This window comes from Kocuria coralli (assembly GCF_008831305.1).
Taxonomy (GTDB): Bacteria; Actinomycetota; Actinomycetes; order Actinomycetales; family Micrococcaceae; genus Kocuria; species Kocuria coralli.
In genome coordinates, this window is the sequence record NZ_ML708621.1 from 1 (window position 1) to 26,932 (window position 26,932).

The 26,932-nt window shown below is 69.9% G+C and carries 21 protein-coding genes; 15 read left to right on the forward strand and 6 right to left on the reverse strand.

Annotated elements, in window-relative coordinates; genetic code table 11:
• Nucleotides 1-49 precede the first annotated feature (49 nt).
• The 5 genes from FCK90_RS10600 to tsaD all read left to right on the forward strand — a co-directional run bounded on the left by FCK90_RS10600 (nt 50) and on the right by tsaD (nt 3,680).
• Nucleotides 50-871 (forward strand): 5'/3'-nucleotidase SurE, encoded by an 822-nt coding sequence (locus FCK90_RS10600; RefSeq protein WP_158034275.1) that lies wholly within the window; start codon nt 50-52, stop codon nt 869-871.
• A 9-nt stretch (nt 872-880) separates the two neighbouring features.
• Nucleotides 881-1,150: a hypothetical protein gene (locus FCK90_RS10605; RefSeq protein WP_158034276.1), complete on the forward strand. Its 270-nt coding sequence runs from the start codon at nt 881-883 to the stop codon at nt 1,148-1,150.
• 133 nt (nt 1,151-1,283) lie between these two features.
• Nucleotides 1,284-2,036, forward strand: a complete 753-nt coding sequence (gene tsaB / locus FCK90_RS10610) for a tRNA (adenosine(37)-N6)-threonylcarbamoyltransferase complex dimerization subunit type 1 TsaB (protein ID WP_158034277.1) — start codon at nt 1,284-1,286, stop codon at nt 2,034-2,036.
• Nucleotides 2,033-2,551, forward strand: coding sequence for a ribosomal protein S18-alanine N-acetyltransferase (gene rimI, locus FCK90_RS10615; protein WP_158034278.1), 519 nt, complete (start codon nt 2,033-2,035; stop codon nt 2,549-2,551). The genes tsaB and rimI overlap by 4 nt, the downstream gene beginning before the upstream one ends.
• Nucleotides 2,541-3,680 (forward strand): tRNA (adenosine(37)-N6)-threonylcarbamoyltransferase complex transferase subunit TsaD, encoded by a 1,140-nt coding sequence (tsaD, locus tag FCK90_RS10620; RefSeq protein WP_246180174.1) that lies wholly within the window; start codon nt 2,541-2,543, stop codon nt 3,678-3,680. The genes rimI and tsaD overlap by 11 nt, the downstream gene beginning before the upstream one ends.
• Nucleotides 3,681-3,728: 48 nt before the next feature.
• On the opposite strand, the gene FCK90_RS10625 is transcribed toward tsaD, so the two are convergent.
• The gene (locus tag FCK90_RS10625) at nt 3,729-4,874 is read right to left on the reverse strand and encodes a glutamate--cysteine ligase (protein WP_158034280.1); all 1,146 of its coding nucleotides are present in this window, start codon (nt 4,872-4,874) and stop codon (nt 3,729-3,731) included.
• A gap of 120 nt (nt 4,875-4,994) precedes the next feature.
• On the opposite strand from FCK90_RS10625, the gene FCK90_RS10630 reads away from it, so the two are divergent.
• Nucleotides 4,995-6,401: a glycoside hydrolase family 3 protein gene (locus FCK90_RS10630; RefSeq protein WP_181954287.1), complete on the forward strand. Its 1,407-nt coding sequence runs from the start codon at nt 4,995-4,997 to the stop codon at nt 6,399-6,401.
• A 22-nt stretch (nt 6,402-6,423) separates the two neighbouring features.
• Here FCK90_RS10630 and FCK90_RS10635 read toward each other — a convergent pair whose 3' ends face one another.
• The 5 genes from FCK90_RS10635 to FCK90_RS10655 form a co-directional block, all read right to left on the reverse strand.
• The gene (locus FCK90_RS10635; protein WP_158034282.1) at nt 6,424-7,785 is read right to left on the reverse strand and encodes a THUMP-like domain-containing protein; all 1,362 of its coding nucleotides are present in this window, start codon (nt 7,783-7,785) and stop codon (nt 6,424-6,426) included.
• 55 nt (nt 7,786-7,840) lie between these two features.
• Entirely contained in the window at nt 7,841-8,596 is a 756-nt protein-coding gene (locus tag FCK90_RS10640) for an iron ABC transporter ATP-binding protein (protein WP_158034283.1), read from the reverse strand.
• Entirely contained in the window at nt 8,593-9,630 is a 1,038-nt protein-coding gene (locus tag FCK90_RS10645) for an iron chelate uptake ABC transporter family permease subunit (RefSeq protein ID WP_246180205.1), read from the reverse strand. Before FCK90_RS10645 ends, FCK90_RS10640 begins: the two co-directional genes overlap by 4 nt.
• Before the next feature lie 22 nt (nt 9,631-9,652).
• A complete protein-coding gene (locus FCK90_RS10650) occupies nt 9,653-10,648 on the reverse strand; it encodes an ABC transporter permease (protein WP_158034285.1) in 996 nt (331 codons plus the stop codon).
• Between the two features lie 108 nt (nt 10,649-10,756).
• Complete coding sequence (locus FCK90_RS10655) at nt 10,757-11,743, reverse strand: siderophore ABC transporter substrate-binding protein (protein ID WP_158034286.1); 987 nt, start codon at nt 11,741-11,743, stop codon at nt 10,757-10,759.
• Between the two features lie 429 nt (nt 11,744-12,172).
• Between FCK90_RS10655 and groES the strand changes: the two genes are divergently transcribed.
• The 9 genes from groES (at nt 12,173) to FCK90_RS10700 (ending at nt 26,817) form a co-directional block, all read left to right on the forward strand.
• Entirely contained in the window at nt 12,173-12,469 is a 297-nt protein-coding gene (gene groES, locus FCK90_RS10660) for a co-chaperone GroES (RefSeq protein ID WP_158034287.1), read from the forward strand.
• Nucleotides 12,470-12,474: 5 nt separating this feature from the next.
• The gene (gene groL / locus FCK90_RS10665) at nt 12,475-14,076 is read left to right on the forward strand and encodes a chaperonin GroEL (RefSeq protein ID WP_158034288.1); all 1,602 of its coding nucleotides are present in this window, start codon (nt 12,475-12,477) and stop codon (nt 14,074-14,076) included.
• 157 nt (nt 14,077-14,233) lie between these two features.
• Nucleotides 14,234-16,384, forward strand: coding sequence for an acyltransferase family protein (locus tag FCK90_RS10670; RefSeq protein WP_158034289.1), 2,151 nt, complete (start codon nt 14,234-14,236; stop codon nt 16,382-16,384).
• A 104-nt stretch (nt 16,385-16,488) separates the two neighbouring features.
• On the forward strand, nt 16,489-18,015 hold the full coding sequence (guaB, locus tag FCK90_RS10675; protein ID WP_158034290.1) for an IMP dehydrogenase: 1,527 nt from the start codon (nt 16,489-16,491) through the stop codon (nt 18,013-18,015).
• Nucleotides 18,016-18,035: 20 nt separating this feature from the next.
• Complete coding sequence (locus FCK90_RS10680; RefSeq protein ID WP_158034291.1) at nt 18,036-19,157, forward strand: GuaB3 family IMP dehydrogenase-related protein; 1,122 nt, start codon at nt 18,036-18,038, stop codon at nt 19,155-19,157.
• A gap of 92 nt (nt 19,158-19,249) precedes the next feature.
• Nucleotides 19,250-20,233, forward strand: coding sequence for an SURF1 family cytochrome oxidase biogenesis protein (locus FCK90_RS10685; protein ID WP_158034292.1), 984 nt, complete (start codon nt 19,250-19,252; stop codon nt 20,231-20,233).
• On the forward strand, nt 20,230-20,832 hold the full coding sequence (locus FCK90_RS10690; RefSeq protein ID WP_158034293.1) for a DUF3817 domain-containing protein: 603 nt from the start codon (nt 20,230-20,232) through the stop codon (nt 20,830-20,832). Before FCK90_RS10685 ends, FCK90_RS10690 begins: the two co-directional genes overlap by 4 nt.
• Before the next feature lie 126 nt (nt 20,833-20,958).
• A complete protein-coding gene (gene guaA, locus FCK90_RS10695; protein WP_246180207.1) occupies nt 20,959-22,521 on the forward strand; it encodes a glutamine-hydrolyzing GMP synthase in 1,563 nt (520 codons plus the stop codon).
• A 156-nt stretch (nt 22,522-22,677) separates the two neighbouring features.
• The gene (locus FCK90_RS10700; RefSeq protein WP_181954289.1) at nt 22,678-26,817 is read left to right on the forward strand and encodes a hypothetical protein; all 4,140 of its coding nucleotides are present in this window, start codon (nt 22,678-22,680) and stop codon (nt 26,815-26,817) included.
• Nucleotides 26,818-26,932: the final 115 nt, after the last annotated feature.

Consider the following 26,932-nt stretch of genomic DNA (forward strand, 5'->3'; position numbering starts at 1 on the left):
ATTCAGGAACTAACGACACGCGACACTAGTTGTCAAGGGGTACAGCACTATGTTCAGACGCAACGTCGCGGCTGCCAAGATCACCGCCGGTCTCGCCGGCATGATTCTCGCGGGGGTGACCCTGACCGCCGGGGTCCCGGTGGGATCGGACCCCGGGCCAGGCGAAGGCCCGTCCACCTCGACCGGCGAGTCCCTCGAGGGCATGAAGATCCTGATGACCAACGACGACTCCATGCAGGCGAGCCGGGAGAACAACTCCGACGGTCTCGGGCTCTACGAGATGCGCAAGGCACTGTGCGAGGCCGGCGCCGACGTCGTGATCGTCGCCCCGTGGGCCGTGCAGAGCGGCCGCGGCACCGCGGTGACCAACTCCGGGACGATGACCCCGGCCGAGGCCCCCGCCATCCCCGAGGAGTACACGAACGACTGCGGCGGCGCCGACGCCGGTGGTGCGGTCTTCGGCCTGTGCCTCGAGGATGGCCCCTGCACGGCGGAATCAGCGAGCGCGACTCCCTCCGACACCGTGAAGTTCTCGATGCGCGGCGGACTGGAGAACCTGGTCGGCTGGTCCGAAGGTCCTGATCTGGTGGTCACCGGGCCCAACTCAGGTCTGAACCTCGCCTCGTCGGTCACGGATTCCGGCACGATCGGTGCCGCCGTCGCCGCCCTGGAGAGCCACGTGCCCGTCGTGGCGTTCAGCACCGCCGGATACAACGACAACAGCGGTTTCCCCCAGGAGAACTACGCGGCCACCTCGCAGTGGGCGGTGGAGTTCATCGAGGGCCTCGGCTCCGAGGGGCTGCTGGACCAGCACGAGTTCGCGGTGAGCGTGAACTACCCGAACATCTCCGAAGGCACCCCGGCGGGCTAAGCGCAGTACGTGGAGGTCGGAACCGGGACCTTCGCGTACCACAACTACACGGCTCGTGGCGACGGCACCTATGAGATCGACATTGAGATCTGCGAGGGAACCGAGCTGTGCCCCGAGACCAAGAACCCCGCCGACTGGCAGGCGGTCTACCAGCAGAACCACATCGGCGTCACCGCGATCAACCCTGATCGCACCTACGGCACCGAGGTCAAGGGCCAGGAGGACCTGGACCGGCTGAAGTCCTACGTCGCGAACGGGGCTCCGGCTCCGATCTCCTGATCGCCCGGAGCATTCCGGCGATCACCGCCGAGATCGGCCCCGCACCCCACGGGTGCGGGGCCGATCCGTGTCCGCCGCCCCGGGCTGCTCCGGTCACCGAGCAGCCCGGGGCGACTCGACTTAGACTGTTGCGGTGCTCTTGCTGTGTTTGGATTCCTCTGCCGCTGCCTCGGTCGCCGTCGTCGACACGGATGCCGGCTCGCCCCGGGTGCTCGCCAGCTGGGAGACCCCGGACACCCGCGCGCACGCCGAGGTCCTGGCCCCGGCCGTGGACACGGTCCTGGACCGGGCGCAGGTGGCGCCCGGCGGCCTGGGCGGGGTGCTGGTCGGCACCGGGCCCGGTCCGTTCACCGGGCTACGCGCGGGCCTGGCCACGGCCAGGACCCTGGCGTTCGCCTGGCGCCTGCCGTGCTACGGGATGTGCAGCCTGGCCGCGATCGCCCACGTCGTGGCCCGCCTGCCTGCCGCATCGCGTCCCCCGCAGTTCGTGGTGGCCAGCGATGCGCGCCGCCGTGAGGTCTACTGGGCCGTCTACTCCGCCTCCTCCGACCTCCACGCATCCTCCGCGGATCCCGCCGGGGTTCAGAGTGCCCGGTTGATCGACGGGCCGTTCGTCGGGCCGGCCGAGGATGTCCCCGGCCTGCCCGTCTTCGGGCGGGGCGCCGGGCTGTACGCCGACAGGCTCCGGCAGCCCGTCAAGGAGGTCGTCCCCGGAGCGCTCCAAACGGGCTCCCCGGCGGAGTGGCAGCCGCACGCCGGATTCCTGGGCCTGGCCGCCGCTGCCACGGTGAACGCGGGAGGCACGCTCTCCCAGGACACGGCACCTCTTTACCTGCGGGAGTCCGATGCGAAGGTGCCGGGGCCCCGGAAGAAGGCCACCGCATGAGCCTGGGCACGGCCGGCTGGCAGCTGCGTCCCGCCTCCGCCGCGGATGCGGCAGACCTCGAAGCCCTCGAGCAGAAGCTGTTCCCCCAGGACGCGTGGTCCCTGGAGATGATCCTGTCGGAGATCACCCATCGGACCCGCAGCTACTGGGTGGCCACGGCAGACGACCGCGTGATCGGCTACGCCGGGGTCATGGTCGTGGCGGAGACCGCCGACGTGCAGAACATCGCCGTCGTCCCCGACTATGAAGGGCAGGGGATCGGCACCGCGCTGCTCAGCCGGTTGCACCAGGTCGCCGTCGAGCGGGGGGCTCGGGAGGTGCTGCTGGAGGTCCGCGTGGACAACGAACGCGCCCAGCGGCTCTACCGCCGTTTCGGGTACGCCGACCTCGCGGTGCGGCCCCGCTATTACCCCGGGGGCGTGGACGCCCTGATCATGCGTGCCGAGCTGGCTCCGCCCAGGAAACCGACCACCACCGACCTGACGAGCCACATGGATGAAGCCCGTGAACACTGAAGCGCAGCCCGTGAACGCTGAAGCACCGAACGCTCCGCTGGTCCTCGGGATCGAGACCTCCTGCGACGAGACCGGGGTGGGGATCGTGCGCGGTCGCGACCTGCTGGCCAACACGGTGTCCTCCTCCATGGACGAGCACGTCCGGTTCGGGGGCGTGATCCCGGAGATCGCCTCCCGGGCGCACCTGGAGGCGTTCGTCCCCACCCTCGAACAGGCGCTGGAGACCGCGGGGGTCACGCTCGAGGAGCTCGACGCCATCGCCGTGACGGCGGGGCCCGGCCTGGCCGGGGCGCTGATGGTCGGGGTCTCGGCCGCCAAGGCGCTCGCCCTGGCCACGGGCAAGCCGCTGTACGGCATCAACCATCTGGTCGCCCACGTCTCCGTGGGCCTGCTGCATCACGACGGCGCCGCGGTGGCGGGAGGGCTGCTCGACGCGGACGGCCGTGCGGCCGATGGTCTCGGCGCGCTGCTGGTCTCCGGCGGGCACACCGAGATCCTCCGGGTCGGGGACCTCGCCGCCGACGTCGCCCTGCTGGGGGCCACCATCGACGACGCCGCGGGTGAGGCCTATGACAAGGTGGCGCGCCTGCTGGGCCTGAGCTACCCGGGCGGACCGGCGATCGACGCCGCCGCCCAGGGCGGGGATCCGGCCGCCTTCAGATTCCCCAGGGGGCTGTCGAACGCCAAGTACATGGGATCGGCCGAGGAGCCGGGCAAGCACCGCTACGACTTCTCGTTCTCCGGGCTGAAGACGGCCGTGGCCCGCGTGGTCGAAGCCTACGAGGCGGAGGGCGAGGAGATCCCCGTAGCCGATATCGCGGCATCCTTCCAGGAATCCGTGGTGGACGTGATCACTCGCAAGGCCGTGCTCGCGGCCACCGAGAACGGATTGAACACGCTGCTGCTGGGCGGCGGGGTCGCGGCGAACTCCCGGCTCCGCGAGCTGGCCGAGGAGCGCTGTGCGGAGCACGGCATCCGCCTGGTGGTCCCCCCTCTGTCCCTGTGCACGGACAACGGAGCCATGGTGGCCGCGCTCGGAGCGCGGCTGGTCTCCGGAGGCATCGCCCCGACGGGCCTGGAGTTCGCGGCCGACCCCGGGCTGCCGGTCACCCAGGTCTCCCTCCGGTGAGCGGCCGGGCCGCACCGGCTGGACCTGATCGAGCCCGCCCTGCGGGACTCAGCCCTCGCGGACCCGTTCCACGATGTCCAGGGCGGCCTCGCGCAGATCGCCCCCATGCGCTCCGGCCACCGAGCGCTGCCGCTGATAGCCGGCGCCCTCGGCGATGATGTCGTTGACCCAGGAGAGCTCTTCAGAGCATCCCAGATCCCGGGCGATCGGCTCCAGGCGGTCCACGATCTCGGCCAGATGATCGGTGACCAGCGGCTCTTCGAGGGAGTTGTCCTTGATGATGATCGCGTCCAGGCCGTAACGGGCGGCCCGCCACTTGTTCTCCTTGACCAGCCAGGGGCGCATCTGCTCGACCTGGCCGCCGTCGTCGAGAATCCGTGAGGTCTCCTCGACCAGGCACTGGGTGAGGGCGGCGATCGCGCCGATGTCCCGGAGGCTCGAAGGGGCGTCGCAGAACCGCATCTCGATGGTCCCGAAGCGGGGCACCGGCCGGACGTCCAGGCGCGACTCGCTGATGTCGTCGACCACGCCCGTGACCAGTAGATCGTCCAGATACTGCTCGTACTCCGCCCAGTCCCTGAAGGCGTAGGGAATCCCCGCGGTGGGCAGTTGCTGGAAGATCAGCGCCCGGTGGGAGGCGTAGCCGGTGTCCTGGGAGTTCCAGTACGGCGAGTTGGCGGAGAGGGCCAGCAGGTGGGGATAGTGCGCCAGGAGCCGGTCCTGGACGGGCAGCGCCTTGGCCTGGGAATCCACTCCGACGTGGACGTGGATCCCGTAGATCACCATCTGCCGGCCCCAGTACTGAGCGCGATCCACCACGGTGGAATAGCGGTCCTTGGCCACCACGGACTGCTCCTGCCACCGTGAGAATGGGTGCGTCCCGGCGGCGAAGACCCGCAGACCGCGGGGCTCGGCGATGTCGCGGATCTCTCCCAGCAGCTCCCGGAGCTGGCCGGTGGCCTCCGAGACCGTGGAGCACACGCCGGTGACCATCTCCACGGTGTTCTCCAGGAACTCCCCGGTCAGAGTGGGCCCGGTGTCGGGTCCCTCGGCCCTGTCCGGAAGGATCGCATGGACCGCCTTCATGACCTCCTGCCCCCGGGGAACCAGGGCGCCGGTCTGCGCGTCGACCAGGGCGACCTCCCACTCCAGCCCGATGGAGGACTGGGATGAGTGCGCGAAATTGATGTGCACGGGACCTCGCTGGCGATCAGGGCCGATGGAGAGCGGATCACGGGTCGGTTCCCGTGAGAGACACACTCTAGTTTAGGGACCGGGCTGCCGATGAGGGCCGCGCTGTCTACCCTGGTGGACATGCGCCGTAACCCAACCTCCCCCTCCCGGCTGGCAGCTCCCCTCCTGCTCAGCGCCCTGCTGCTCCTGCTGCCCGCCTGCACGTCCGCGGAGGAGCCGGGCGGCGGCGAGGAGGCGACGACCTCCGGTGCCACCGCGAACCCGGAGACCCCGAGCCACGGGCCGGGCTCCGGCCCCTGGGAGATCGACGACGCCACCTGGAGCGCCGCGCAGGAGGCGGTCGAGGGGATGACGGTCGAGGAGAAGGCCGGTCAGGTCATGGTGGCCACCTTCGACGGTTCCGATGCCGCTGCCGTCGATGCCCAGATCGACCAGATCCAGCGCCTCCACCTGGGCGGGGTGATCGTCATGGGACGCAACGTGCCCACGGCGGGCGGCGCCGGGCAGACCCAGGAGGACAGCCCTCTCGGAGGGGCCCAGGACGTCGACGTGGCGGCCATGACCCAGCAGAACCAGGCCATGCAGGAGGCCCTGTCCCAGGTCCACGAGGACCAGGACTGGCCGGGCATCGTCTCGGTGGACCAGGAGGGCGGTACGGTGACCCGGCTGGGGTCGCCGCTCACGGAGTGGCCCATGACCTCGCAGATCGGCGCCGCGGACGATCCCGGCTTGACCCGGGAGGCCGCCGCGGGGCTCGCGTCAGAGCTCGCCGGGGTCGGGTTCACCATGAACAACGCCCCCATCGCGGATGTCACCACGCCCGGCGACGCCGTGATCCTGGACCGTTCCTACGGCGAGGACCCCGAGCGGGTCTCGCAGCAGGTGGTGGCCTCCGTGGAGGGGCACAGCGACGCCGGCCTGGTCTCCTCGGCCAAGCACTTTCCCGGCCATGGGTCCGTGACCACGGATTCGCACGTCGGCCTCCCGCTGCAGGAGCTGTCGATCGACCAGCTCAGGGAATCCGACTGGGTCCCGTTCCAGTCCGCCGTGGACGCCGGTATCCCCACGGTCATGATGGGGCACATCGCCGTGGCCGAGTGGAATCCCGAGGTGCCCGCGACGCTGGAGCCGCAGGCCTACGAGGCGCTTCGCACGGACCTGGGATTCGACGGGGTGATCGTGACCGACGCCCTGGACATGGGCGCGCTCGCGGGCGTCGTGGGCCCGGGCCTGCCCGTCGACACCGGGGTCACCACGCCTGCGGGCGCGGCGCTGCAGGCCGGCGCCGACCTGCTGCTGATGCCCGGCGACGACGAAGCGGCCCATGCCGACATCGTCCAGGCCGTGGGTTCCGGGGCGATCCCGGAGCAACGACTCGACGACGCTGCCACACGGGTGGTGGCCCTGCAGATGATCCAGGCCGGTGCAGCGGCGGATGCCGAGGTCCCGGCGAGTCAGCCCGGCAGCCACCAGGACGTGGTGGACCGGATCGTGGAGGAAGCCGGAACCGCGGCCGGCTCGCAGTGATCGCGGGTCAAGGCCGCCGGAGCTAGCCGGTGGCCTTGGCCCCCGTGCTCTTCACCGGATCCACCACCAGGACCACGCGCTTCTCCCGCTCCGCGCCGCCCACCCGGGTCACGATCAGCGTGGCGCGGTTCGGGCCGGAGGGCTTGAGCTGCTTGCGCAGCTGCTCCGGTGTGACGTCCGTGCCGCGTTTCTTGATCTCCAGCGTGCCCACCCGGTGCTCCTTCACCCAGGCCTTGAGCACCTTGACGGTGTGGGGGAGTACCTCGCGGATCCGGTAGGCGCGTGCGAAGGGGGTCTGGACGGCTCCGGGATCCGGGGCGGGCCCCCTTTCGGCCGGTGAGCCGACCAGGTAGGCGATCCGCGGGTGGATCGGCTGCGCTCCGAGCCGCTTCCCCAGGTCCTGGACCAGAGCGGCGCGGATGACCGCGCCGTCGGGCTCCCAGAGCCAGTCCCCGGGGCCGGGCTCGAACGGCGCATCGGCCTCCTCCGCCTCTCCCGGCTCCTCCGCATCCGGGAAGTCATGAGGGGAGGTCAGCTCGTGGCGGGTGCCGTCGTCGTCAAGGATCAGGGCCGCTCGCCGGATGCCGGGGCGGGCCAGGGCGTTGAACCACAGCACGACCTCCACGATGTCACCGCGGTGGGAGATCCATTGCGCTTCGCATCGCGCGGGAACGGCGTCGTGGGGGAGGCCGGGTCCGAGCTTGACGCCCATGGGAACCCCCGTGGTCGCGAGGTCCTCCACGAAGGACAGCGGGGGAGAGAAGTCCTGGGGATCGAAGATCCTGCGGCTGCCCGGGGACCGCTGCTTGCCGTCCGCATGGCGGCGGGCGGGGTCGAGCCAGAGGGACTCCGGCTCGCCTCCCGGCAGTGCGCTGCGGTGCAGGGACTCGACATCGCCCAGCACGACCCCGGCGTTGCCGAACGGCATCAGGTTGACGGTGGCGACGGCGGCAGTGGTCTCGTCGCGTTCGACGGCCACGACCCTCAGGCCCAGTGCGGCGAACGCCATCGAATCGGCGCCGATGCCGCAGCCCAGATCGGCCACCGAACCGATGCCGGCGCCCCGGAAGCGGGCGGCGTGCAGGGCGGAGACGGGCAGCCGGGTCGCTTGCTCCAGCCCCGCCTGGGTGAAGAGCATGCGGGCGGCGAACTCCCCGAACTTCTCCGCGCCGGCGGTGCGCAGCCGGGACTGGGTCAGCGCCTCGGAGACCAGTTCCGGGTCGAAGCCTTCGGCCCGCAGCCGGGTGAGCGTGCCGAGGGCCTGGTCCTCACGATAGGGGCCGAGGGAATCCAGCAGGCGCATGCCCTCCGGGGTCAGCAGCTTGGCGAGGGCGGTGGAGGCGCCGGCGGCTGCCCCGGGGTCCGGGGAAGAGGAAGTAGACACGGTCACCACGGTACCGGGCATGCGCGCCGGACCCGGGGACGGGAGGACGACGGGCTCAGTAGAAGCAGGCCAGACGTCCGCGCGGGCCGTTGATGCACTCCACGGGGGTCTCGAAGACCCGGGTGAGGAGGTCGTCGGTCATGATCTCCTCGGGAGTCCCGAACTCCGCGATCCGGCCGTCCTTGACCGCGCAGATCCGGTCGCCGTAGTGGCAGGCGAAGTTGATGTCGTGCAGCACGATGATGATGGTGCGCCCCAGCTCGCGCGCCGCCTTGTGCAGATGCTGCATCATCTGCACGGAGTGGCGCATGTCCAGGTTGTTCAGGGGCTCGTCGAGCAGCACGTAGTCGGTCTCCTGGCACAGCACCATGGCCACGTAGGCCCGCTGCCGCTGACCGCCCGAGAGCTGATCGAGGTACCGGTTCTCCAGGGCCCTCAGGTCCAGGAAGTCGATGTAGCGGCTGATCACCTCTTCGTCGGCGACGGTCAGGCGCCCCTTGGAGTAGGGGAAGCGCCCGAACCCCACGAGCTGGCGGACCGTGAGCCGGGTGACGTAGTGGTTCTCCTGCCGCAGGATCGAGACGATCTTGGCCAGGTCCTTGGACTTGGTGGTCGTGACGTCGTACCCGCCGATCTCGATGGTGCCCTCGTCCAGTCCCAGGAGACGCCCGATCATCGTCAGCAGCGTGGACTTGCCCGCGCCGTTGGGCCCGACCAGGGCGGTGATGCCGCCGGCCGGGATCTGCAGATCCACCGGGCCGATGCTGACTTCGCTGTTGTAGCTCTTGCGGACATTGCTCAGCGTGATCACAAGCGCCCCTTTCGGAGGATGACGTAGAGGAAGACGGACCCGCCCACCAGCTCGATGATGATCGAGACCACGCCCTGGGCGTAGAAGATGTGGTTCATCACGAAGTACGCGCCGGTCAGGACCACGAATCCGGTCAGGAAGGCCATGGGGAAGACGAGCCGGTGATCGTAGGTGTCCGCGAACTGGTAGGCCAGCGTGGCCACCAGGAAGCCCAGGAAGGTCATGGGACCCACCAGGGCCGTGGAGATGGCCATGAGGATCGAGACGAAGAACAGCACCTTGATGGTCTCGAAGCGGTGGTTGAGCCCCAGGTTCACCGTGGAGTCGCGGCCCAGGGAGACCAGGTTCAGGCGCCGGGCGTTGAGCCACAGGGCGCCGCCGGCCGCCAGGCAGATGGGGATGGCGTACGGCAGGTAGCTGGCATCCGCGTTGGTGACCGACCCGAACAGCCTGGCCGAGAGCAGATCGAACTCGCTGGGGGTCAGCAGGCGCTGCATGAACGTGGAGACGGACCCCAGGCCACCGCCGATGATGATGCCCACCAGCAGCATGACCTGCATGTTCCCGTATTTCCCGGACAGCAGCCAGCCGTAGAGCACGAGGGCGAAGCCCACCATCAGGGCCACCTGAAGGAGGAACTGCTGGGTTCCGGCGAAGGCCACCAGCCCGGTCGCACCGAGGAAGTAGACGGTGGAGGTCTGCACCGCCACGTACAGGGACTCGAAGCCCATGATCGACGGGGTGATGATGCGGTTGTTGGTCACGGTCTGGAAGCTGACCGTCGCCATCGCCTGGCAGAAGGCCACGATCGCCATGACCGTCACGTTGGTCACCCGCAGCTCGGCGATACGCCAGAAACCGGCGGAGCCGACCGGCATGGGGTTCTTCCATGCGAGCAGCCCGAAGGCGAAGGCCACGGCCGCGAGGGCCAGCACGCCCAGGATCAGGATGTACCTGCGCCGTGCCCGCCGGGTGGGGAAGGCGCCGGCGCCGCGGCGCGGGGCGGGGTCCCCAGCGGCGGCCGCGGGGGTGATTCCGGGGGAGGACACGGTGGGCTCAAGCACGGCGACGCTGCCTGAGGAGGAGGTAGATGAACACCACGGCGCCGATGATCCCCAGGATCACCGAGACCGGGATCTCGAAGGGCATGATCAGGGTCCGGGCGATCAGGTCGCACACGGTCACGATGGCGATGCCCAGGAGGCAGACCCACGGCAGGTTGCTGCGCAGATCGTCGCCCCGGAACATGGAGACGATATTGGGCACGATCAGGCCCAGGAACGGCAGGTTGCCGACGACGACGGTCACCACGCCGGTGGCGACCGCGATCAGCCCCGTGCCGAGCAGGATGATCCGGTTGTAGTTCAGCCCCACGTTGGTGGCGATGTCCTCCCCGAGCCCCGCGACGGTCAGCCGGTCGGCCACGAGGAACACGGCGACCGCCACCAGGGCGACGATCCACAGCACCTCGTACTGGCCACGCAGCACCGAGGTGAAGGAGCCCGCGAACCATACGCCCAGGCTCTGCAGCATGTCCGTCTGCAGGGCGATGAAGGTGGAGACCGAGCCCACCACCGCGCCCAGCATGATGCCCACGATCGGGACGATCAGCGAGGAGCGCAGGGAGACGCGGCGCAGGAACAGGAAGAAGACCATCGTGCCCACGAACGCGGCGATGATCGCCCCGGCCATCCGTTCCATGATGGACGCCGAGGGGAAGACGATCAGCACCAGCAGCAGCCCCAGGCCCGCCCATTCGGTGGTGCCCGTGGTGGTGGGCTCCACGAACCTGTTCTGGGTCAGCAGCTGCATGACCAGCCCCGACATGGCCATGGCCGCTCCGGCCAGGACCAGTGCGACGGTCCGCGGGATGCGGGTGATGGCGAACATCTGGTCGCCGTCGTCGGCACCGAAGACGTCGTAGACGCCGGTGAGCAGGGACAGCCCCAGCAGCCCTGCGACGCCGATGACGCCCAGGAGGAGCTTCCAGTTGAAGAGCTTCCTCCCGGCCGGTGGTGCCGGTTCCGCCAGTGCGGTCGAGCCGGGGGTCATGGGATGACCTGCAGTTTCATGCTGGGATGCCTTTCACACACGTCAGCGGTGGTCAGGCCGGAGTCAACCGATCTGACCACCGCTGACGGTGTCATACGAGGTGCTGTATCAGTTGTTCATCGCCTCGAGCGCGTCAGCGAACGAGTTGAGGAACTCCGTGTAGGTCTGGATGCCCTCGTTGGTGTAGGTGTCCTCGGGCATGTAGACGATGTTGCTCTCCTGCACCGCGGTCACGTTCTGCAGGGCCTGCGAGTCCTCGATCACCTGCTGTGCCGGGGTGTACTCGTCCTCGGCGCCGACGGCGGCGTCGCGGTCCATGACCAGGATCCAGTCCGGGTTGGAGTCGGCGATGGCCTCGACCGAGATGTCATCGCCCTGGTGGTCATCGGTGGAGCCCTCGACCTCGAGCGCCGGGGTCAGCCCGAGGATCTCGAAGAGGGGGCCCAGGGTGCGGCCCACGCCCGGGGCGATGTAGCCGATCTCGCCGCCGGAGACGTTCACGGCCATGACCGTGTCGCCTTCCTGGTAGGCGGACTTCACGCGCTCGATCGCGGCGTCGAGGTCACCGTTGAGCTCGTCCGCCTCGGAGGTCTTGTCGAAGATCTCGCCGAGGGCGGAGGTCTGGCGCTTGAGCTCGCTGTCGAACTCCTCGCCGTCGCGCGGATCCAGCTCGACGATCGAGGCATCGGGGACCAGGCCCTGGAAGTCCTCGTAGTACTGGGCGAAGCGCTGGCCGTTGATGATCAGATCGGGGTCGGCGGCGACGACGGCCTCGAGATCCGGTTCGCGGTGGTTGCCCAGGTCGACGATGTTCTCGTCGTCCTTGTAGGAGATGGTGTCCGGCATGAGGGCGCGAGGCGCGGCAGCCAGCTCGACGTCCCAGTCCTGCAGGGTCTCGAAGATGCGGTTGTCGGTGGCCACGACCGACTCGGGCGGCACGTCCACGGTCTGGGTGCCGTGGTTGTCCTCGATCTCGACGGTGGAGGCGGCCGAGGTCTCCCCCTCCGAGGTATCCGCGCCACCACCTCCGCAGGCGGTCAGGGAGAGGGCGAGAGCGCCGGTGACGGCAACCCAGCGTGTGCGTGAGGAGAGCATGTATATCCCTTCGGGTGATCGGCCGGAGGGCCGGTGGAGTGTGGTGCGCGCCGGTTACGCAGGGAAGCCTAACTTAACTAGGAGCTGTCGTTCAGGTTCGGAGCGGCATTACGACATGTGATCATGACCTAATTGCAGAGGCTTTGGCGATGTGCTACCCGTCCCGCCCCGACTGGCACTCGCCTTGACCGACTGCTAACGGCCTCATACAGTGATCGTTGGCACTCTCCCCATGAGGGTGCTAAGGGATTCGGCCGATCGGCACCGCGACGACGGTTGGCGCACCCACAGGCCCGTATCCGCCGGGGATCCCCGATGCAGCCGCCTCGACGGCGGCTGACGAGGGGAGCAGCAGCCCGGGCGGCGGACCGTGACCAGCACAAGAACTCAAACGTGACCCATTCGTGAGTCCATGAAAAGGAGAATATCGTGTCGATCTCCATCAAGCCGCTCGAGGACCGCATCGTCGTCCAGGTGGTCGAGGCTGAGCAGACCACCGCATCCGGTCTGGTCATCCCGGACACCGCCAAGGAGAAGCCCCAGGAGGGCAAGGTCCTGGCCGTCGGCCCGGGCCGCTGGGACGAGGCGGGCAACCGCCTCCCCGTCGATGTCAAGGAAGGCGACATCGTGATCTTCTCCAAGTACGGCGGAACCGAGGTCAAGTACGGCGGCCAGGAGTACCTGGTGCTCCCGGCCCGCGACGTCCTCGCCGTCGTCGAGAAGTGATCTGAATGGCCAAACAGCTCATCTTCAATGAGGACGCCCGCAACCACCTGAAGGCGGGCGTCGACAAGCTGGCCGACACCGTCAAGATCACGCTGGGCCCCCGCGGCCGCAACGTGGTGCTGGACAAGCAGTGGGGCGCTCCCGTCATCACCAACGACGGCGTGACCATCGCCCGAGAGGTCGAGCTCGAGGACGCCTACGAGAACCTCGGCGCTCAGCTGGCCAAGGAAGTGGCGACCAAGACCAACGACGTCGCGGGCGACGGCACCACGACCGCCACCGTGCTGGCCCAGGCCCTGGTCAACGAAGGCCTGCGCAATGTCGCGGCCGGTGCCGCTCCCTCGCAGATCAAGAAGGGCATCGAGGCCGCCGTCGAGGCCGTCTCGCAGCGCCTTCTCGACGATGCGCGTCCGGTCGAGGGGGAGCAGGCGGCCAAGGTCGCCGCGATCTCCTCCCAGTCGGATGAGATCGGCGAGCTGATCGCCCGTGCCTTCTCCGTGGTGGGCAAGGACGGCGTGATCACGATCGAGGACGGCTCGGGCACCGAGATCGAGCTCGACGTGACCGAGGGCATGCAGTTCGACAAGGGCTACCTGTCGCCGTCGTTCGTCAAGGACGCCGAGCGCCAGGAAGCCGTGATGACCGACGGCCACATCCTGCTCTATCAGGGCAAGATCTCCTCGGCCGCCGAGATCATGCCGCTTCTGGAGAAGGTCCTGCAGGCCAAGAAGCCGCTGACGATCATCGCCGAGGACGTCGAGGGCGAAGCGCTGTCCACCCTGGTGGTCAACAAGCTGCGCGGAAACCTGGACGTCGTCGCGCTGAAGGCCCCCGGATTCGGGGACCGTCGCAAGGCGATCCTCGAGGATCTCGCCGCGCTGACCGGCGGCACCGTGGTGACCTCGGAGCTTGGCATCTCACTGGACCAGGTCTCCCTGGACCAGCTGGGCACGGCCCGCACCGTCACGGTCACCAAGAACGAGACCACGATCGTCGACGGCGGCGGCACGGCGGAGTCCATCCAGGACCGCGTCGCGCTGATCCGCTCGCAGGCGGAGCAGACCGACTCCGAGTGGGACCGCGAGAAGCTGCAGGAGCGCCTGGCGCGCCTGTCCGGCGGTGTCTCCGTGATCAAGGTCGGCGCCGCCACCGAGGTCGAGGCGAAGGAGCGCAAGCACCGGATCGAGGACGCCGTGTCCTCGACCCGTGCCGCCCTGGAGCAGGGCATCGTGGCCGGCGGCGGCTCCGCCCTGGTGCACGCTGCCAAGGTGCTCGACGAGAACGACCTCGGCCTGACCGGTGACGCCCTGGTGGCGGTCGACATCGTCCGGCGCGCCCTGCGCGAGCCGCTGCGGTGGATCGCCGCCAACGCCGGCCAGGACGGCTACGTCGTCGTGTCCCGCGTGGCGGTGCAGGAGCCTGGCCACGGTTACGACGCCAAGGAGGACCGGTACACCGACCTGCTCGCGGCAGGCATCATCGACCCCGTGAAGGTCACGCGTTCCGCCCTGCAGAACGCCGCCTCCATCGCGGCCCTGGTGCTGACCACCGAGACCCTGGTCACCGACAAGCCCCTGGACGACGGCGAGCAGGGCCACAAGCACTGAGCCGCCGACCGTGAGGTCATGAGGCCGCCGTCAGGCCTCCCAGAAGCGCCCCGTCTCCCGGCCCCGGGAGACGGGGCGCTTCGCGCTGATAGGTTCGATCCTCGTACGGTCCGTGGGCGGACCGCTCCGAGCCCGGGCACAGCGATCGAGGAAACGCATGGCATCAGGAGAGCTTCCGTGGGGGCGCCGGCCCGACCCCGCCGGTGAGGTCGTCGACCGGGTGGCGCGGTATTCCGGTTTCCGGCCCGAGATCCAGGGCCTGCGCGCCGTGGCCGTGTTCATGGTGGTGCTCTACCACATCTTCCTCGGCCGGGTTTCCGGCGGCGTGGACATCTTCCTGCTGATCTCGGCGTTCTTCATGACCCTCTCCTTCGTGCGCAAGCTCGAGGGCGGTCGCCCGATCCGGCTGGGCCGGTACTGGCTGCACACCTTCAAGCGCCTGCTCCCCCTGGCGGTCCTGACCGTGCTGGGCACCTTGGTCCTGGTCGCCGTGTTCTTCCCGGCCTCCCGCTACGAGAAGGTGATCGAGCAGGCCGTGGCCACGGTGACCTACATCCAGAACTGGGTGCTGGCCTTCGCCCAGGTGGACTACTACGCCCTCGATCGCTCCACGGCCAGTCCCCTGCAGCACTTCTGGTCACTGTCCGTGCAGGGGCAGGTGTTCCTGCTGTGGCCGCTCGTCTTCGGTCTCGCCTGGCTGGTGACCCGGCGCTCCAGGCTGCGCCCGGTGCCGGTGCTGGCCGTCGTCTTCGGCCTGGTCTTCGCGGTCTCCCTCGTCTTCTCGATCCACACGACCGCCACCCAGCAGGAGTTCGCCTACTTCGACACCCGCACGCGGCTGTGGGAGTTCGCCCTGGGCTCCCTCCTGGCCCTGGCCATCCCGTACCTGTCCCCGCCCCGGTGGCTGCGTATCGCCCTGGGGTGGGCCGGAATGGTCTCGATGATCCTGGTGGGGCTGGTGGTCGACGTCCAGGGGGCGTTCCCGGGCTGGATCGCGCTGTGGCCACTGCTCTCCGCGGCGGCGATCATGGTCGCCGGCCAGACGGGCTCGCCCTTCGGCCTGGACCGGATCCTCGCATCGAGGGCCCTGGTCAGGCTCGGCGACTCCTCCTACGCCCTGTACCTCGTGCACTGGCCGCTTCTGATCACCTACCTGGTGGTCACGGGTCGTTCCCAGGCCGGTCCTCTCTCCGGCGTCGTGCTCATCCTGATCTCCCTCGCAGCGGCGATCCTCGCCACCGCCCTGATCGAGAAGCCTCTGAAGACCTGGAACTGGCCCGAGCGGACCAACCCGCGCCTGGCCGGTGCCGTGCTGGTGTGCCTGGTGGCGGGGATCGCCCCGGCCGTGTCCTGGCAGCAGAGCCTGACCCGGCAGGTCGAGAACGCGGCCGTTGGCCCGACCGTCGACAACCCCGGCGCCTACGTCCTCCAGCCGGGCTTCGAGTTCACCGGCAACCCCCGCGCCCTGACCATCCCGGTCACCGGGCAGCTGGACTGGCAGGCGCCCAACCGCGGCCCCGCCTGCCCGGAGGAGTGGGGGATCCCCGAGCAGGCCAGGGCGCAGTGCACCAACGCCTCGCCGTCGCTCGAGGACCCCGAGAAGACGATCCTGCTGATCGGCAACTCGCACACCGAGCACTGGCTCGACGCGCTGCGCCCGCTGGCGGACGCCAACCGCTGGCGCATCGTGACCTACATCGGTCCCGGCTGCTTCATCACGAGCCCCGAGGACCAGGCCTTCGACGACTGCCTCCCGTGGCTGGACGGGGTCGACCCCATCATCGAGGCCATCGACCCCGATCTGCTCGTCACCCAGTCCACCTTCACCAACCCCTGGGACGAATACGACCGTGCGGGGTTCGTGGACAGAATGCAGCGCTATACCGGCGAAGGCCGCCGGATCGTCGGCATCCGCGACATTCCGCGCTTCGAGGAGTCCCTGATGGAGTGCGCCCTGGGCGAGGGCGACCCGGAGGCCCCCTCGTGCACCGTCACGCACCCCATGCTGGGGACCCCGGACCCCATGGGGGAGGTGGCGGCCGCCGACCCCCTCTTCGCGCAGGTGGACCTGCTCGACCAGATCTGCCCGGACGAGCAGTGCCGTCCCGCCGTCGGCAATATCTACGTCCAGCGCGACGGCGGCCACCTGACGGTGCCGTACGCCCGCTCGCTGGCCCCCGTCTTCGCTCAGCGGTTCACGGCCGCGCTGGCCTCCGACGGCGTGGAGGTCCCCGCCCAGCCCGAATGGTCCCTGCCCGCCGACGCCGCCGGCAGCCGCAACCCCACGAGCGATCCCACCCACTTCTGAACCGGCCGCTCCGCCGGGCCCGTGACGGTGACGCGCTCCGGTGCTGCGCAGGTTGATCACGGCCATAGAATGAGCCCGACCGAACTATCCCGAGAGGTGCCGTAGTGACCGATACCCCCGTGCCCACCGCGTTGTCCGAGGATCCCTTCGGGCTGACCGGCCTGACTTACGACGACGTTCTGCTGCTGCCCGGGAACACGAACGTGATCCCCTCCGAGGCCTCGACCAGGACCAGGCTGTCCAGGCGCATCGACCTGGAGGTGCCGCTGCTCTCGGCGGCCATGGACACGGTGACCGAGTCGAAGATGGCCATCCAGATGGCCCGGCTGGGCGGCATGGGCGTGCTGCACCGCAATCTGTCCATCCAGGACCAGGCCGACAACGTGGACCGGGTCAAGCGCAGCGAATCCGGGATGATCACGGCTCCCGTCACCGTGGGCCCCGACGCCACGATCGCCGAGCTGGATCGGCTGTGCGGCTACTACAAGGTCTCCGGCCTGCCCGTGGTGGAGGAGGGCGACCGCCTGGTCGGCATCATCACCAACCGTGACATCCGCTACCTCCCGGAGGCCGACTACCAGGGCCGCACGGTGCGCGAGATCATGACCCCCATGCCGCTGATCACCGGGCACGTGGGCATCGACAAGGAAGAGGCCTTCAAGCTGCTGGCCTCCAACAAGCTCGAGAAGCTGCCCCTGGTCGACGACGAGGGGCGCCTCGCCGGCCTGATCACGATCAAGGACTTCACCAAGGCCGAGCAGTACCCCCACGCCTCCAAGGACGAGGAGGGCCGCCTGCGCGTCGGCGCGGCCGTGGGCTTCCACGGCGACGGCTGGGAGCGCGCCATGGTGCTGGTGGAGGCCGGCGTGGACGCGCTGTTCATCGATACCGCCAACGGCCACTCCCAGGGCGTGCTGGACATGATCGCCAGGCTCAAGAAGGAGTCGGCCGTCGACCACGTGGACGTCATCGGCGGCCAGGCGGCCACGCGAGCCGGGGCGCAGGCGCTGATCGACGCGGGTGCGGACGCCATCAAGGTGGGCGTGGGGCCGGGATCGATCTGCACCACCCGGATCATCGCCGGCGTGGGCGTTCCCCAGGTGACCGCGATCAACGAATCGGCCAAGGCCGCGATCCCCGCGGGCATCCCGCTGATCGCCGACGGCGGCCTGCAGCACTCCGGTGATATCGGCAAGGCCCTGGTCGCCGGCGCCGACTCCGTGATGGTGGGCTCGCTCCTGGCCGGAACGGACGAGTCCCCGGGCGACCTGATCTTCGTCCAGGGCAAGCAGTTCAAGGCCTACCGGGGGATGGGCTCGCTGGGCGCCATGCAGACGCGTGCCGGCAACACATCCTTCTCCAAGGACCGCTACTTCCAGGCCGACGTCTCCTCCGACGAGAAGCTGATCCCCGAGGGCATCGAAGGCCAGGTGCCCTACCGGGGCCCGCTGGCCTCGGTCCTGCATCAGCTCGACGGCGGGCTGCGCCAGACGATGTTCTACACGGGCGCCTCCGACATCGGCGAACTCAAGTACAAGGGGCAGTTCGTCCGGATCACCCCGGCCGGCCTGAAGGAATCGCACCCGCACGACATCTCCATGACCGTCGAAGCACCGAACTACAAGCGCTGATCAGGACCTGAATCGTGAATATGAACCTCGACATTGAGATCGGCCGTTCCAAGCGTGCCCGCCGCACCTTCTCGCTCGACGAGATCGCGCTGGTGCCCTCGCGCCGGACGCGCGACCCCCGGGAGGTGTCGACCACCTGGAAGATCGACGCCTACTCCTTCGACACCCCCTTCATCGGGGCGCCCATGGACTCGGTGACCTCCCCGGCGACGGCGATCGCCATGGGCAAGCTGGGCGTGCTCGGCGTGCTGAACCTGGAAGGCCTGTGGACCCGGTACGAGGATCCTCAGCCGCTGCTGGACGAGATCGCGGACCTGGCGACCGAGGACCTGCCCGGCGCCACCCGCCGCATGCAGGAGATCTACCGCGAGCCCATCCAGGCGGAGCTGATCACGCAGCGGCTGCGGGAGATCCGCGAGGCGGGTGTGATCGTGGCCGGCGCCCTGACCCCGCAGCGGACCCAGGAGTACTACCGCACCGTGCTGGACGCGGGAGTGGACCTGTTCGTGATCCGGGGGACCACGGTCTCGGCGGAGCACGTCTCCCAGGCCCAGGAGCCCCTGGACCTGAAGAAGTTCATCTACGACCTCGACGTTCCCGTGATCGTCGGTGGCGCCGCCGGCTATACCCCGGCGCTGCACTTGATGCGCACGGGCGCCGCCGGGGTGCTCGTGGGCCTGGGCGGAGGTGCCGCCATGCGCACGGAACAGGTCCTGGGCATCCACGCCGCGGGGGCCTCGGCCATTTCCGACGTGGCCGCGGCCCGCCGCGACTACCTCGACGAGTCCGGCGGGCGCTACGTGCACGTGATCGCCGACGGCGGCCTCGGCACCTCGGGGTCGATCGTGAAGGCCCTGGCGATGGGGGCGGACGCCGTCATGCTCGGCACCGCGCTGGCCCGTGCCGAAGAAGCGCCGGGGCAGGGCTACCACTGGGGCGCCGAGGCCCATCACGACGACGTGCCCCGCGGCGTGCGCACCTCGGTGGACGTCGTGGCTCCCCTGCAGCGGCTGCTGCACGGCCCGTCGAACCATGTGGACGGCTCCTCCAACCTGATCGGCGCACTGCGCCGGGCCATGGCGACCACCGGCTACACGGACCTGAAGTCCTTCCAGCGTTCCGAGGTCGTGGTCCGCGGCTGAGCCAGGGCCGATCCAGCGCCGATGCGAGGCCGATCCGTTCCTGCTTCGATGCTGATTCGATCCGGTGGCCCGGTGATCACTAGACTGGCACGGTGCTTCGGACCGCTCTCAGACCCCAATCGCTCGCCGTGCTGGCGGTATGTCTGGGCATCGCGACAGTCTTCGTGCTCCTCAGCCGCTGGCAGCTGAACTCCAGCGACGAGGGCCGGGTCACCTACGACCCCGCCAAGGAGGTCGTCGAATCCGTCCAGGACGCGATCCCCGCCGGTGAGCCGGCGCTGGCCTCCTTCGCCGACCAGGCGGTCGAGGCCACGGGCACCTACGTCCCGGATTCCACGGTGCTCGTGGAGGGGCGGCTCCAGGACGGCGAGAGCGGCTGGTGGGTGGTCACCGCCCTCACCGTCACGGACACGGCCGGGGAGTGGACGGACGCGGGAGGGGACCTCGTCCTGCCCGTGGTCCGCGGCTGGGCCGCGGATCCCCGCGAGGGATGGGACGCGGAGGTGCCGGAGGGCGATGTCGTCGTCCTCGGCCGCTACCTGCCGCCCGAGGGGCCGCTGGCCACCGAGGACCAGGACCCCGGGGTCTACCGGACCCTGTCCCCGGCGCAGCTGACCAATGTGTGGGAGGCTCCCTTGTACTCCGGGTTCGTCACCGCCGATGCCGAGACCATGGCGGGCGAGCCCTCCCAGATCAGCGACGACGGCACCCTGCCGGAGGACGGGACGCTGCTGAGCGAGGACCTGGATGTCGTGCAGGTCGACCAGCAGCCCACGGACACCTCGGTGAACTGGCTCAACCTGTTCTACGCGGTCGAGTGGATCGTCTTCGCGGGCTTCGCCATCTGGATCTGGCTGCGGTCGGTCCTCGACGACTACCGGCGCCGCACCGACCCCGAGTCCTGGTTCGTGCTGGGGGGAGAGGAGACCCCCTACTTCTGGGACGAGGAGACGGGGCGCTACTACTACTACGATCCCGCCGCCCGGACCTACTACTTCTTCGACGACCAGGTGGACCCGGCCACGCAGGCCGCCCCTGATCCGGCCACGCGCACAGAAAGCGATCAGACGCGATGACTCAACCCGCCGACAGCAACGGACATCCGGCACCGGAGGAGACCCCCCGGCCGAAGGAGCGCACCGACGGCGTGCGGGTGCCCGTGCCGGCCGGCGCCGACCCCTCGAAGGCGGCGCAGCCCGGCGGCCCGGATGCGGCCGCCATCCGCACCCGGCGCCGCTTCGGCGGCACGGAGTCCCAGATCCGCGGCGCGCTGTGGTTCTACATGGTCTGCGCCTGGGTCTCGGGGTCCTTCCTGCTGCTGCTCGTGGCGGAGATGATCACGCGCTACGGCTTCGGCTACGACCTCATCGCGGGCGGCACCTGGGCGGCCACGGGCGAGGCGAACATCCTGGGCATGCGCGACAACGAGCTCATGACCATCGACGGCGGCGTCAACGTCTCCACCTGGATCCTGATCATCCACGGGTGGTTCTACGTGGTCTACCTGTTCTCGTGCTTCCGGATCTGGCTGTTCATGCGCTGGCCGTTCCCGCAGCTGATCGTCATGGCACTGGGCGGGGTGGTCCCCTTCCTGTCCTTCGTGGTCGAGCGCAAGATCCACCGGACCACCACCGCGGAGCTCGCGGCCAACCCCAAGGCCGCCAAGCGCTACTGACCCGGCCGGCCGCGCGATACGAGTCGGCGGCCCAGGTGGCCTAGAATGTCCGCCGTGACATCCCAGCCAAATCATCCGGACCATCTTTCCCCAGAGAACCCCGAGGCGACCCCCGCGCAGGGGCCCGTGCTCGTCGTCGACTACGGCGCCCAGTACGCCCAGCTGATCGCCCGCAGGGTGCGTGAGGCCGATGTCTACTCGGAGATCGTCCCGCACACCATGTCCACCCAGGAGATCCTGGCCAAGGGCCCCTCGGCCCTGATCCTCTCCGGGGGACCCTCGTCGGTCTGGGCGGAGGGCGCTCCGCAGCGCGACGCGGCCCTGTTCGAGGCCGGGGTGCCCGTCTTCGGCATCTGCTACGGCTTCCAGGTCATGGCCCAGGCCCTGGGCGGGACCGTGGCCAAGACCGGGATGCGCGAGTACGGCTCCACCGACGTCGCCGTGGACGTGACCGGTGGCGCGGAGCCCGCGTCCATCCTGGACCAGACCCCGGCCAGCCAGACCGTGTGGATGAGCCACGGCGATTCGGTGACCGCGGCCCCGGACGGCTTCGAGGTGCTCGCCTCGTCGGCGGGCGCGCCCGTCGCGGCTTTCGTGGACGCCACCCGCAAGCTCGCGGGCGTGCAGTGGCACCCGGAGGTCCGGCACACGGAGTTCGGCCAGCAGGTCCTGCGCAACTTCCTGTTCGGGATCGCGGGGCTCAAGCCCACCTGGTCGACCGAGAACATCATCGACCGCGAGGTCGCCCGGATCCGAGAGCAGGTGGGGGAGGGCCGCGCCATCTGCGGCCTGTCCGGCGGGGTGGACTCTGCCGTCGCCGCGGCCCTGGTGCAGCAGGCCATCGGCGATCGCCTGACCTGCGTGCTCGTGGACCACGGGCTCATGCGCCAGGACGAGGTCGAGCAGGTCGAGCAGGACTTCGTCGCGGCCACCGGGGTGAACCTGCACATCGCCCGCGAGGCCGACCGGTTCCTCGGGGCCCTGTCGGGGGTGACCGATCCGGAGACCAAGCGCAAGATCATCGGCCGCGAGTTCATCCGGGCCTTCGAGGCGGCCGAGGCCCAGGTGCTGCTGGAAGCCTCGTCCGAAGGCGCCCGCGTGGGCTACCTGGTCCAGGGCACTCTCTATCCGGACATCGTGGAGTCCGGCGGCGGCGAAGGCGCCTCCACCATCAAGTCCCATCACAATGTCGGCGGGCTGCCGGAGGACCTCGAGTTCGAGCTGGTCGAGCCCCTGCGCGAGCTGTTCAAGGACGAGGTCCGAGAGGTCGGCCGCCAGCTGGGCCTGCCCGAGACCATCGTCGGGCGCCAGCCCTTCCCCGGTCCGGGCCTGGGCATCCGGATCATCGGCGAGGTCACCGAGCACCGGCTGGACATCCTGCGCCGGGCCGACGCCATCGCACGGGCGGAGCTGACCGCTGCCGGCCTGGACGACGAGGTCTGGCAGATGCCCGTCGTGCTGCTGGCGGACGTCCACTCGGTGGGCGTGCAGGGCGACGGCCGCACCTACGGTCACCCGATCGTGCTGCGGCCGGTGTCCAGCGAGGACGCCATGACCGCGGACTGGTCGCGGCTGCCCAGCGAGCTGCTGGCCCGTATCTCCAACCGCATCACCAACGAGGTCGAGGAGATCAACCGGGTGGTTCTCGACGTCACGTCCAAGCCTCCCGGAACCATCGAGTGGGAATGAGCGGCGGGGGCCGGCCCCCATCGCTCGCCGCGCGGGACGCCCACGGCATGAACCGCCGTCCCGCGCGGCCCCGTCCGGTCTGACGGGCCCCACGCGATCCACCGCACCCGCCCCATTCACCGCCGAATTCACGCGTCGAATTCATCAGGAGAACAATTGTCCCCCTCGTCCAACCCGTCCTCCACCCCGGGCACCGTCTCCCTGCACGCCTGGACCCGGCAGATGGATGCATACACGGGCCCGGATACGCTGCTGGACTTCAACCAGGTGGACAACGTCTGCATCGACCTGACGGAGGCCAACTCCTCCGGGCAGGCGCAGCTCCTGATGAGCCGGCCGACCCGGCTGTCCACGATCGTGCGCGAACCGCACGAGTTCGCCCGGGCGGCCGCCGCGGCCCAGGCGCTGCGGACCAAGGTCCACGAGCTGTCCACGCAGCACGGCCTGGACGCCGCCTACTTCGCCGCGGGGACCGCGTCATGGCTGTACCAGGGACCGCGGGGGAAAGGGCCCAGGGGATCGGCGCAGGGCGGGACGGAGAAGCGCTTCATCGCCCCCGTGCTGCTGGCGCCGATCACGATCAAGCCCCGTAGCGACCACGACGACTTCGATCTCCAGCTGGTGGGCCCCGCACGGCTGAACCCCGCACTGGTCAGGCGCCTGCTGGAGGACCACGACCTCGATCTGAGCACGGGGGAGATGGCGCGCCTGGCCTACGGCACCCGCCGCCTGGACCCGGCCCCCGTCCTGGAGAACCTGCGTGCCGTGGCCGCCTCCGTGCCGGGCATGCACGTGGAGCACCGGCTGCTGGTCTCCACGTTCGCGGACCTCCATGACCGTCCCGCCGACGACCGGGTTCCGACCGGGACCGCCGTCGTACGCGACCTGGCGCGGCTCATGGAGCCCGGGGCTCCCGAGCCCGTGGTCCAGCCGATCGCCTCGTCCGCCGCCCCTCTGGACGAACGCGATCCCGAGGACGAGCTGCTCCTGCTGGATGCCGACTCCTCCCAGCAGGAGGTGGTGGACCTCGCCACCGAAGGCCATTCGTTCGTGGTCAGGTCCGCCCCCGGGACCGGTCAGATCGGCACCGCGGTGAACACCGTCGGCGCCCTCGTGGCGCAGGGCAGGTCGGTGCTCGTGCTGGCCGAACGCCGGTCCACGCTGGCGGACTTCCATCGCGGATTCGAGATGCTGGGACTGAGCTCCACCGTGCTCCGGCTGGGGTCGCACCTGACCGGGGAGGACGTCGCCCGCCAGCTCATCGAGGCGATCAGCCGCAACGAGCGCGCCGAGGAGCCGGACCTGGGCCAGATGCACGAGCAGCTGCGTTCCGTCCGGGCCAAGCTCTCCCAGCACGTGCGGTCGCTGCACGCCCACCGCCCGCGCTGGGGCGCCTCGCCCTATCAGGCCATGCAGGCACTCGCGGACCTCACCTCCCGGGCCGACGGCCCGCGGACCAAGGTGCGCTTCTCCCGCGGGGTCCTCGACGCCTCGGCCCACCGCAAGGAGATCACCCGCCAGCTCGAGCGGGCCGCCGAACTGGGCGCCTTCGAACACGAGACGCTGGAGGGCCCCTGGGAGGGGGCGCGCCTGATCAACGACGAGGAGACCCGTCAGGCCCGGCATCTGGCGCAGTCGCTGCTGCTGGAGCTGACCACGCTGGAGACGGGCATGCGCAAGGTGCTCGCCGTCTCCGACCTCGCCCCGGCCGCGACGGTGCCCGAGTGGGGGCAGCAGCTGAGGCTGCTGCAGGAGGTCCGCGACTCCCTCGAGCGCTTCACCCCGGACATCTTCGACCGCCCCGTCACGGACCTGATCGCCGCCACGGCCGGCTCCTCGTGGCGCAAGGACCATGCCATCGACATGTCCGGGCTGCAGCGCTCCCGGCTGCGCAAGGCCGCCAAGGAGTACATCAGGCCCGGGGTGCACCTCAACGACCTCCACTCGGCGCTGGTGAAGGTGCAGTCGGAGCGCGACCGCTGGCGGGCATGGTCCTCCAAGCTGATCCAGCCCACCGTCTCCGCCGACGTCGATGACATCGCCGCGATCCACGACCGTTTCATGCAGGACCTGGAGGGTCTTGCCATCGCCCTCGAGGGCTCCGAGACCGGGCGGGGCCTGGCGGACCAGGACGCCGGATCCCTGCGCGAGATCCTCAACGACCTGATCGACGACGAGGAGAACCTGGCCACCATCCCCGAGCGGATCCTGCTGCTGGAGGGCCTGCGGGATCGCGGCCTGGGGGAGTTCATCGACAACCTCATCAAGCACCGGACCCCCAAGGACAAGGTCTCCGACGAGTTCGATCTGGCGTGGTGGCAGTCGATCCTGGAGGCCATGGTCTCGGGCGACGATTTCCTGCCCATGACCGACGGGCCGTCCCTGCGCGCCGCCGAGCAGCAGTTCCGCCGTGCCGACTGGATGCACATCTCCTCGGGGCCCTCGCGGTTGCAGTGGTCGCTGGCCCAGCGCTGGCACCGGGCCGTGGCCGAGCGCCCCGACGCGGCGGGCCAGCTGCGCGAGATGCTCCGGCAGGGTTCCGCACCGCTGCACCAGCTCCTGCGTGCGTGCGAGCCCCTGGTCCCCTCCCTCGTGCCCGTCTGGACGGCCAGCCCGCTGGTGCTCTCGGCCGTTTTGCCGGAGGACACCGAGGTCGACGCCGTGGTGGTGCTCGACGGCGAGTCCTCGCCGCTGGCCTCCGTGCTCCCTGCCGTGACGCGGGCGCGGCAGGTCGTGGCCTTCGGCGACCCCGCCCTCGGCAGCCCCCAGCCGTTCACGGTGGCTCCCATGACCTCGCCGCAGCGCACCGCGCCCGCCGAGGTGGACTCGGCCTATGACGCGCTCGCCCGCGTGGTCCCCGAACGGGTGCTCTCCACCATGTACCGGGACATGGACACCGAGCTGTTCGAACAGCTCAACGAGGACTTCTACGACTCCGCGCTGACCCGCATGCCGACGGCCGACGCCGTGGTCGGCGGACTGCCCATGCTCCAGGTCGAGTACGTCGCCAATGGCGTGGGGGCCCAGACGGCGGGCCGCCAGGGAGTGCAGTCGCCCAATGCCGAGGTCCGGCGGGTGGTGCAGCTCATCCTGCGCCATGCGAGCCAGACCCCCGACCGCTCACTGGCCGTGGTGACCCCGAGTGCCGCGCATGCCGCCCGGGTGGCTCAGGGAGTGCGCGCGGTGCTGGCCCAGCACCCGGAGGTGGCCGGGTTCTTCAAGGCGGGCAGCGAGTCGTTCCGCGTGGTGGACATCCACCGGGCCGTGGGCCTGCAGCGGGACACCGTCATCTTCAGCCTGGGCTTCGGCCGCACTGACGACGGGGTGGTGGCCCCCTACTTCGGCGAGCTCTCCGAGGCCCGCGGGCGGCAGAACTTCGTCCTGGGCATGACCCGGGCCCGGCACCAGACGCTGGTGGTCTCGGCGGTCCATCCCGACGACATCGAACCCCAGGCACTCCATCACGGTGCCCGGGACTTCTACCGGCTGCTGGAGCGCATGGAGAGGGCGGGGCACGTGCGCGAGGCTGTCGCCCTGGCGCCCTTGGTCCCGGCGGGGGAACCCGCCGGGGACGAGCCCGTGCCGGCCGACGGCGGGACCGCGGAGCCTGCCGAGCGGGAGACACCGCCGGAGCAGGCGGAGAACACCGATACCGGCAGCTTCCGCCCCGTGCTGTCGCTGGTGCGCGACGACGAATCCGGTGAACCCGCGATAAGCCGCACCCCCACGAGCCCCGACGAGGCCGCCGGCGGGGAGAGAGACGACACGAGCGACTCCCCCGGAGCCGTGGCGGCGCCCGGTGAGGAGCCCGATGCGGGCACGGCTGCCCCGGCGCGTACGGTGGTGCACGATCCCATGGACCTGGCCGACGCCGCCGTTCACGAGGATGCGCTGGTGCAGGACCTCTCCCGGCGCCTGGTGGAACGCGGCGCCGTGGTCCGCCATCATTTCCAGGACACGATCGACCTGGTGGCCTGGGCCGAGACCGCCGAGTCCATGTCCGCTGGGGCGGTGGTCAGCGGACGCCGTCGTGCCGAGGGGCAGCCGTTGCGGATCCCGGTGGCGGTGGAGTCGGACGGCTCCCCTGAGGCAGCGGTCACCTCGGTCCGCGAGCGGGCCCGCCTGCGACCGCAGAATCTGGAACGAGCGGGCTGGAACTACCTGACCCTCTGGACCATCGAGGTGTTCACGGATCCGGATACCGTGGCCGAGCTGATCCGCCGGTACCTGGGCCTGCCCGCCGACGACGAGCGGGCCGGGGCTGAGGAGTCCCGTCCGGGAACCGGCCGGGACTAGCCATGGCATCGCCTTCCGGCCCTGATCCCCGCGAAGGGACGCATGCCGCCCCCGGTTCCGGAGAGCTCCCGCGAGCACGACGTTCCCGGGGGACACGCCGCGCCTCGGGCGGCGG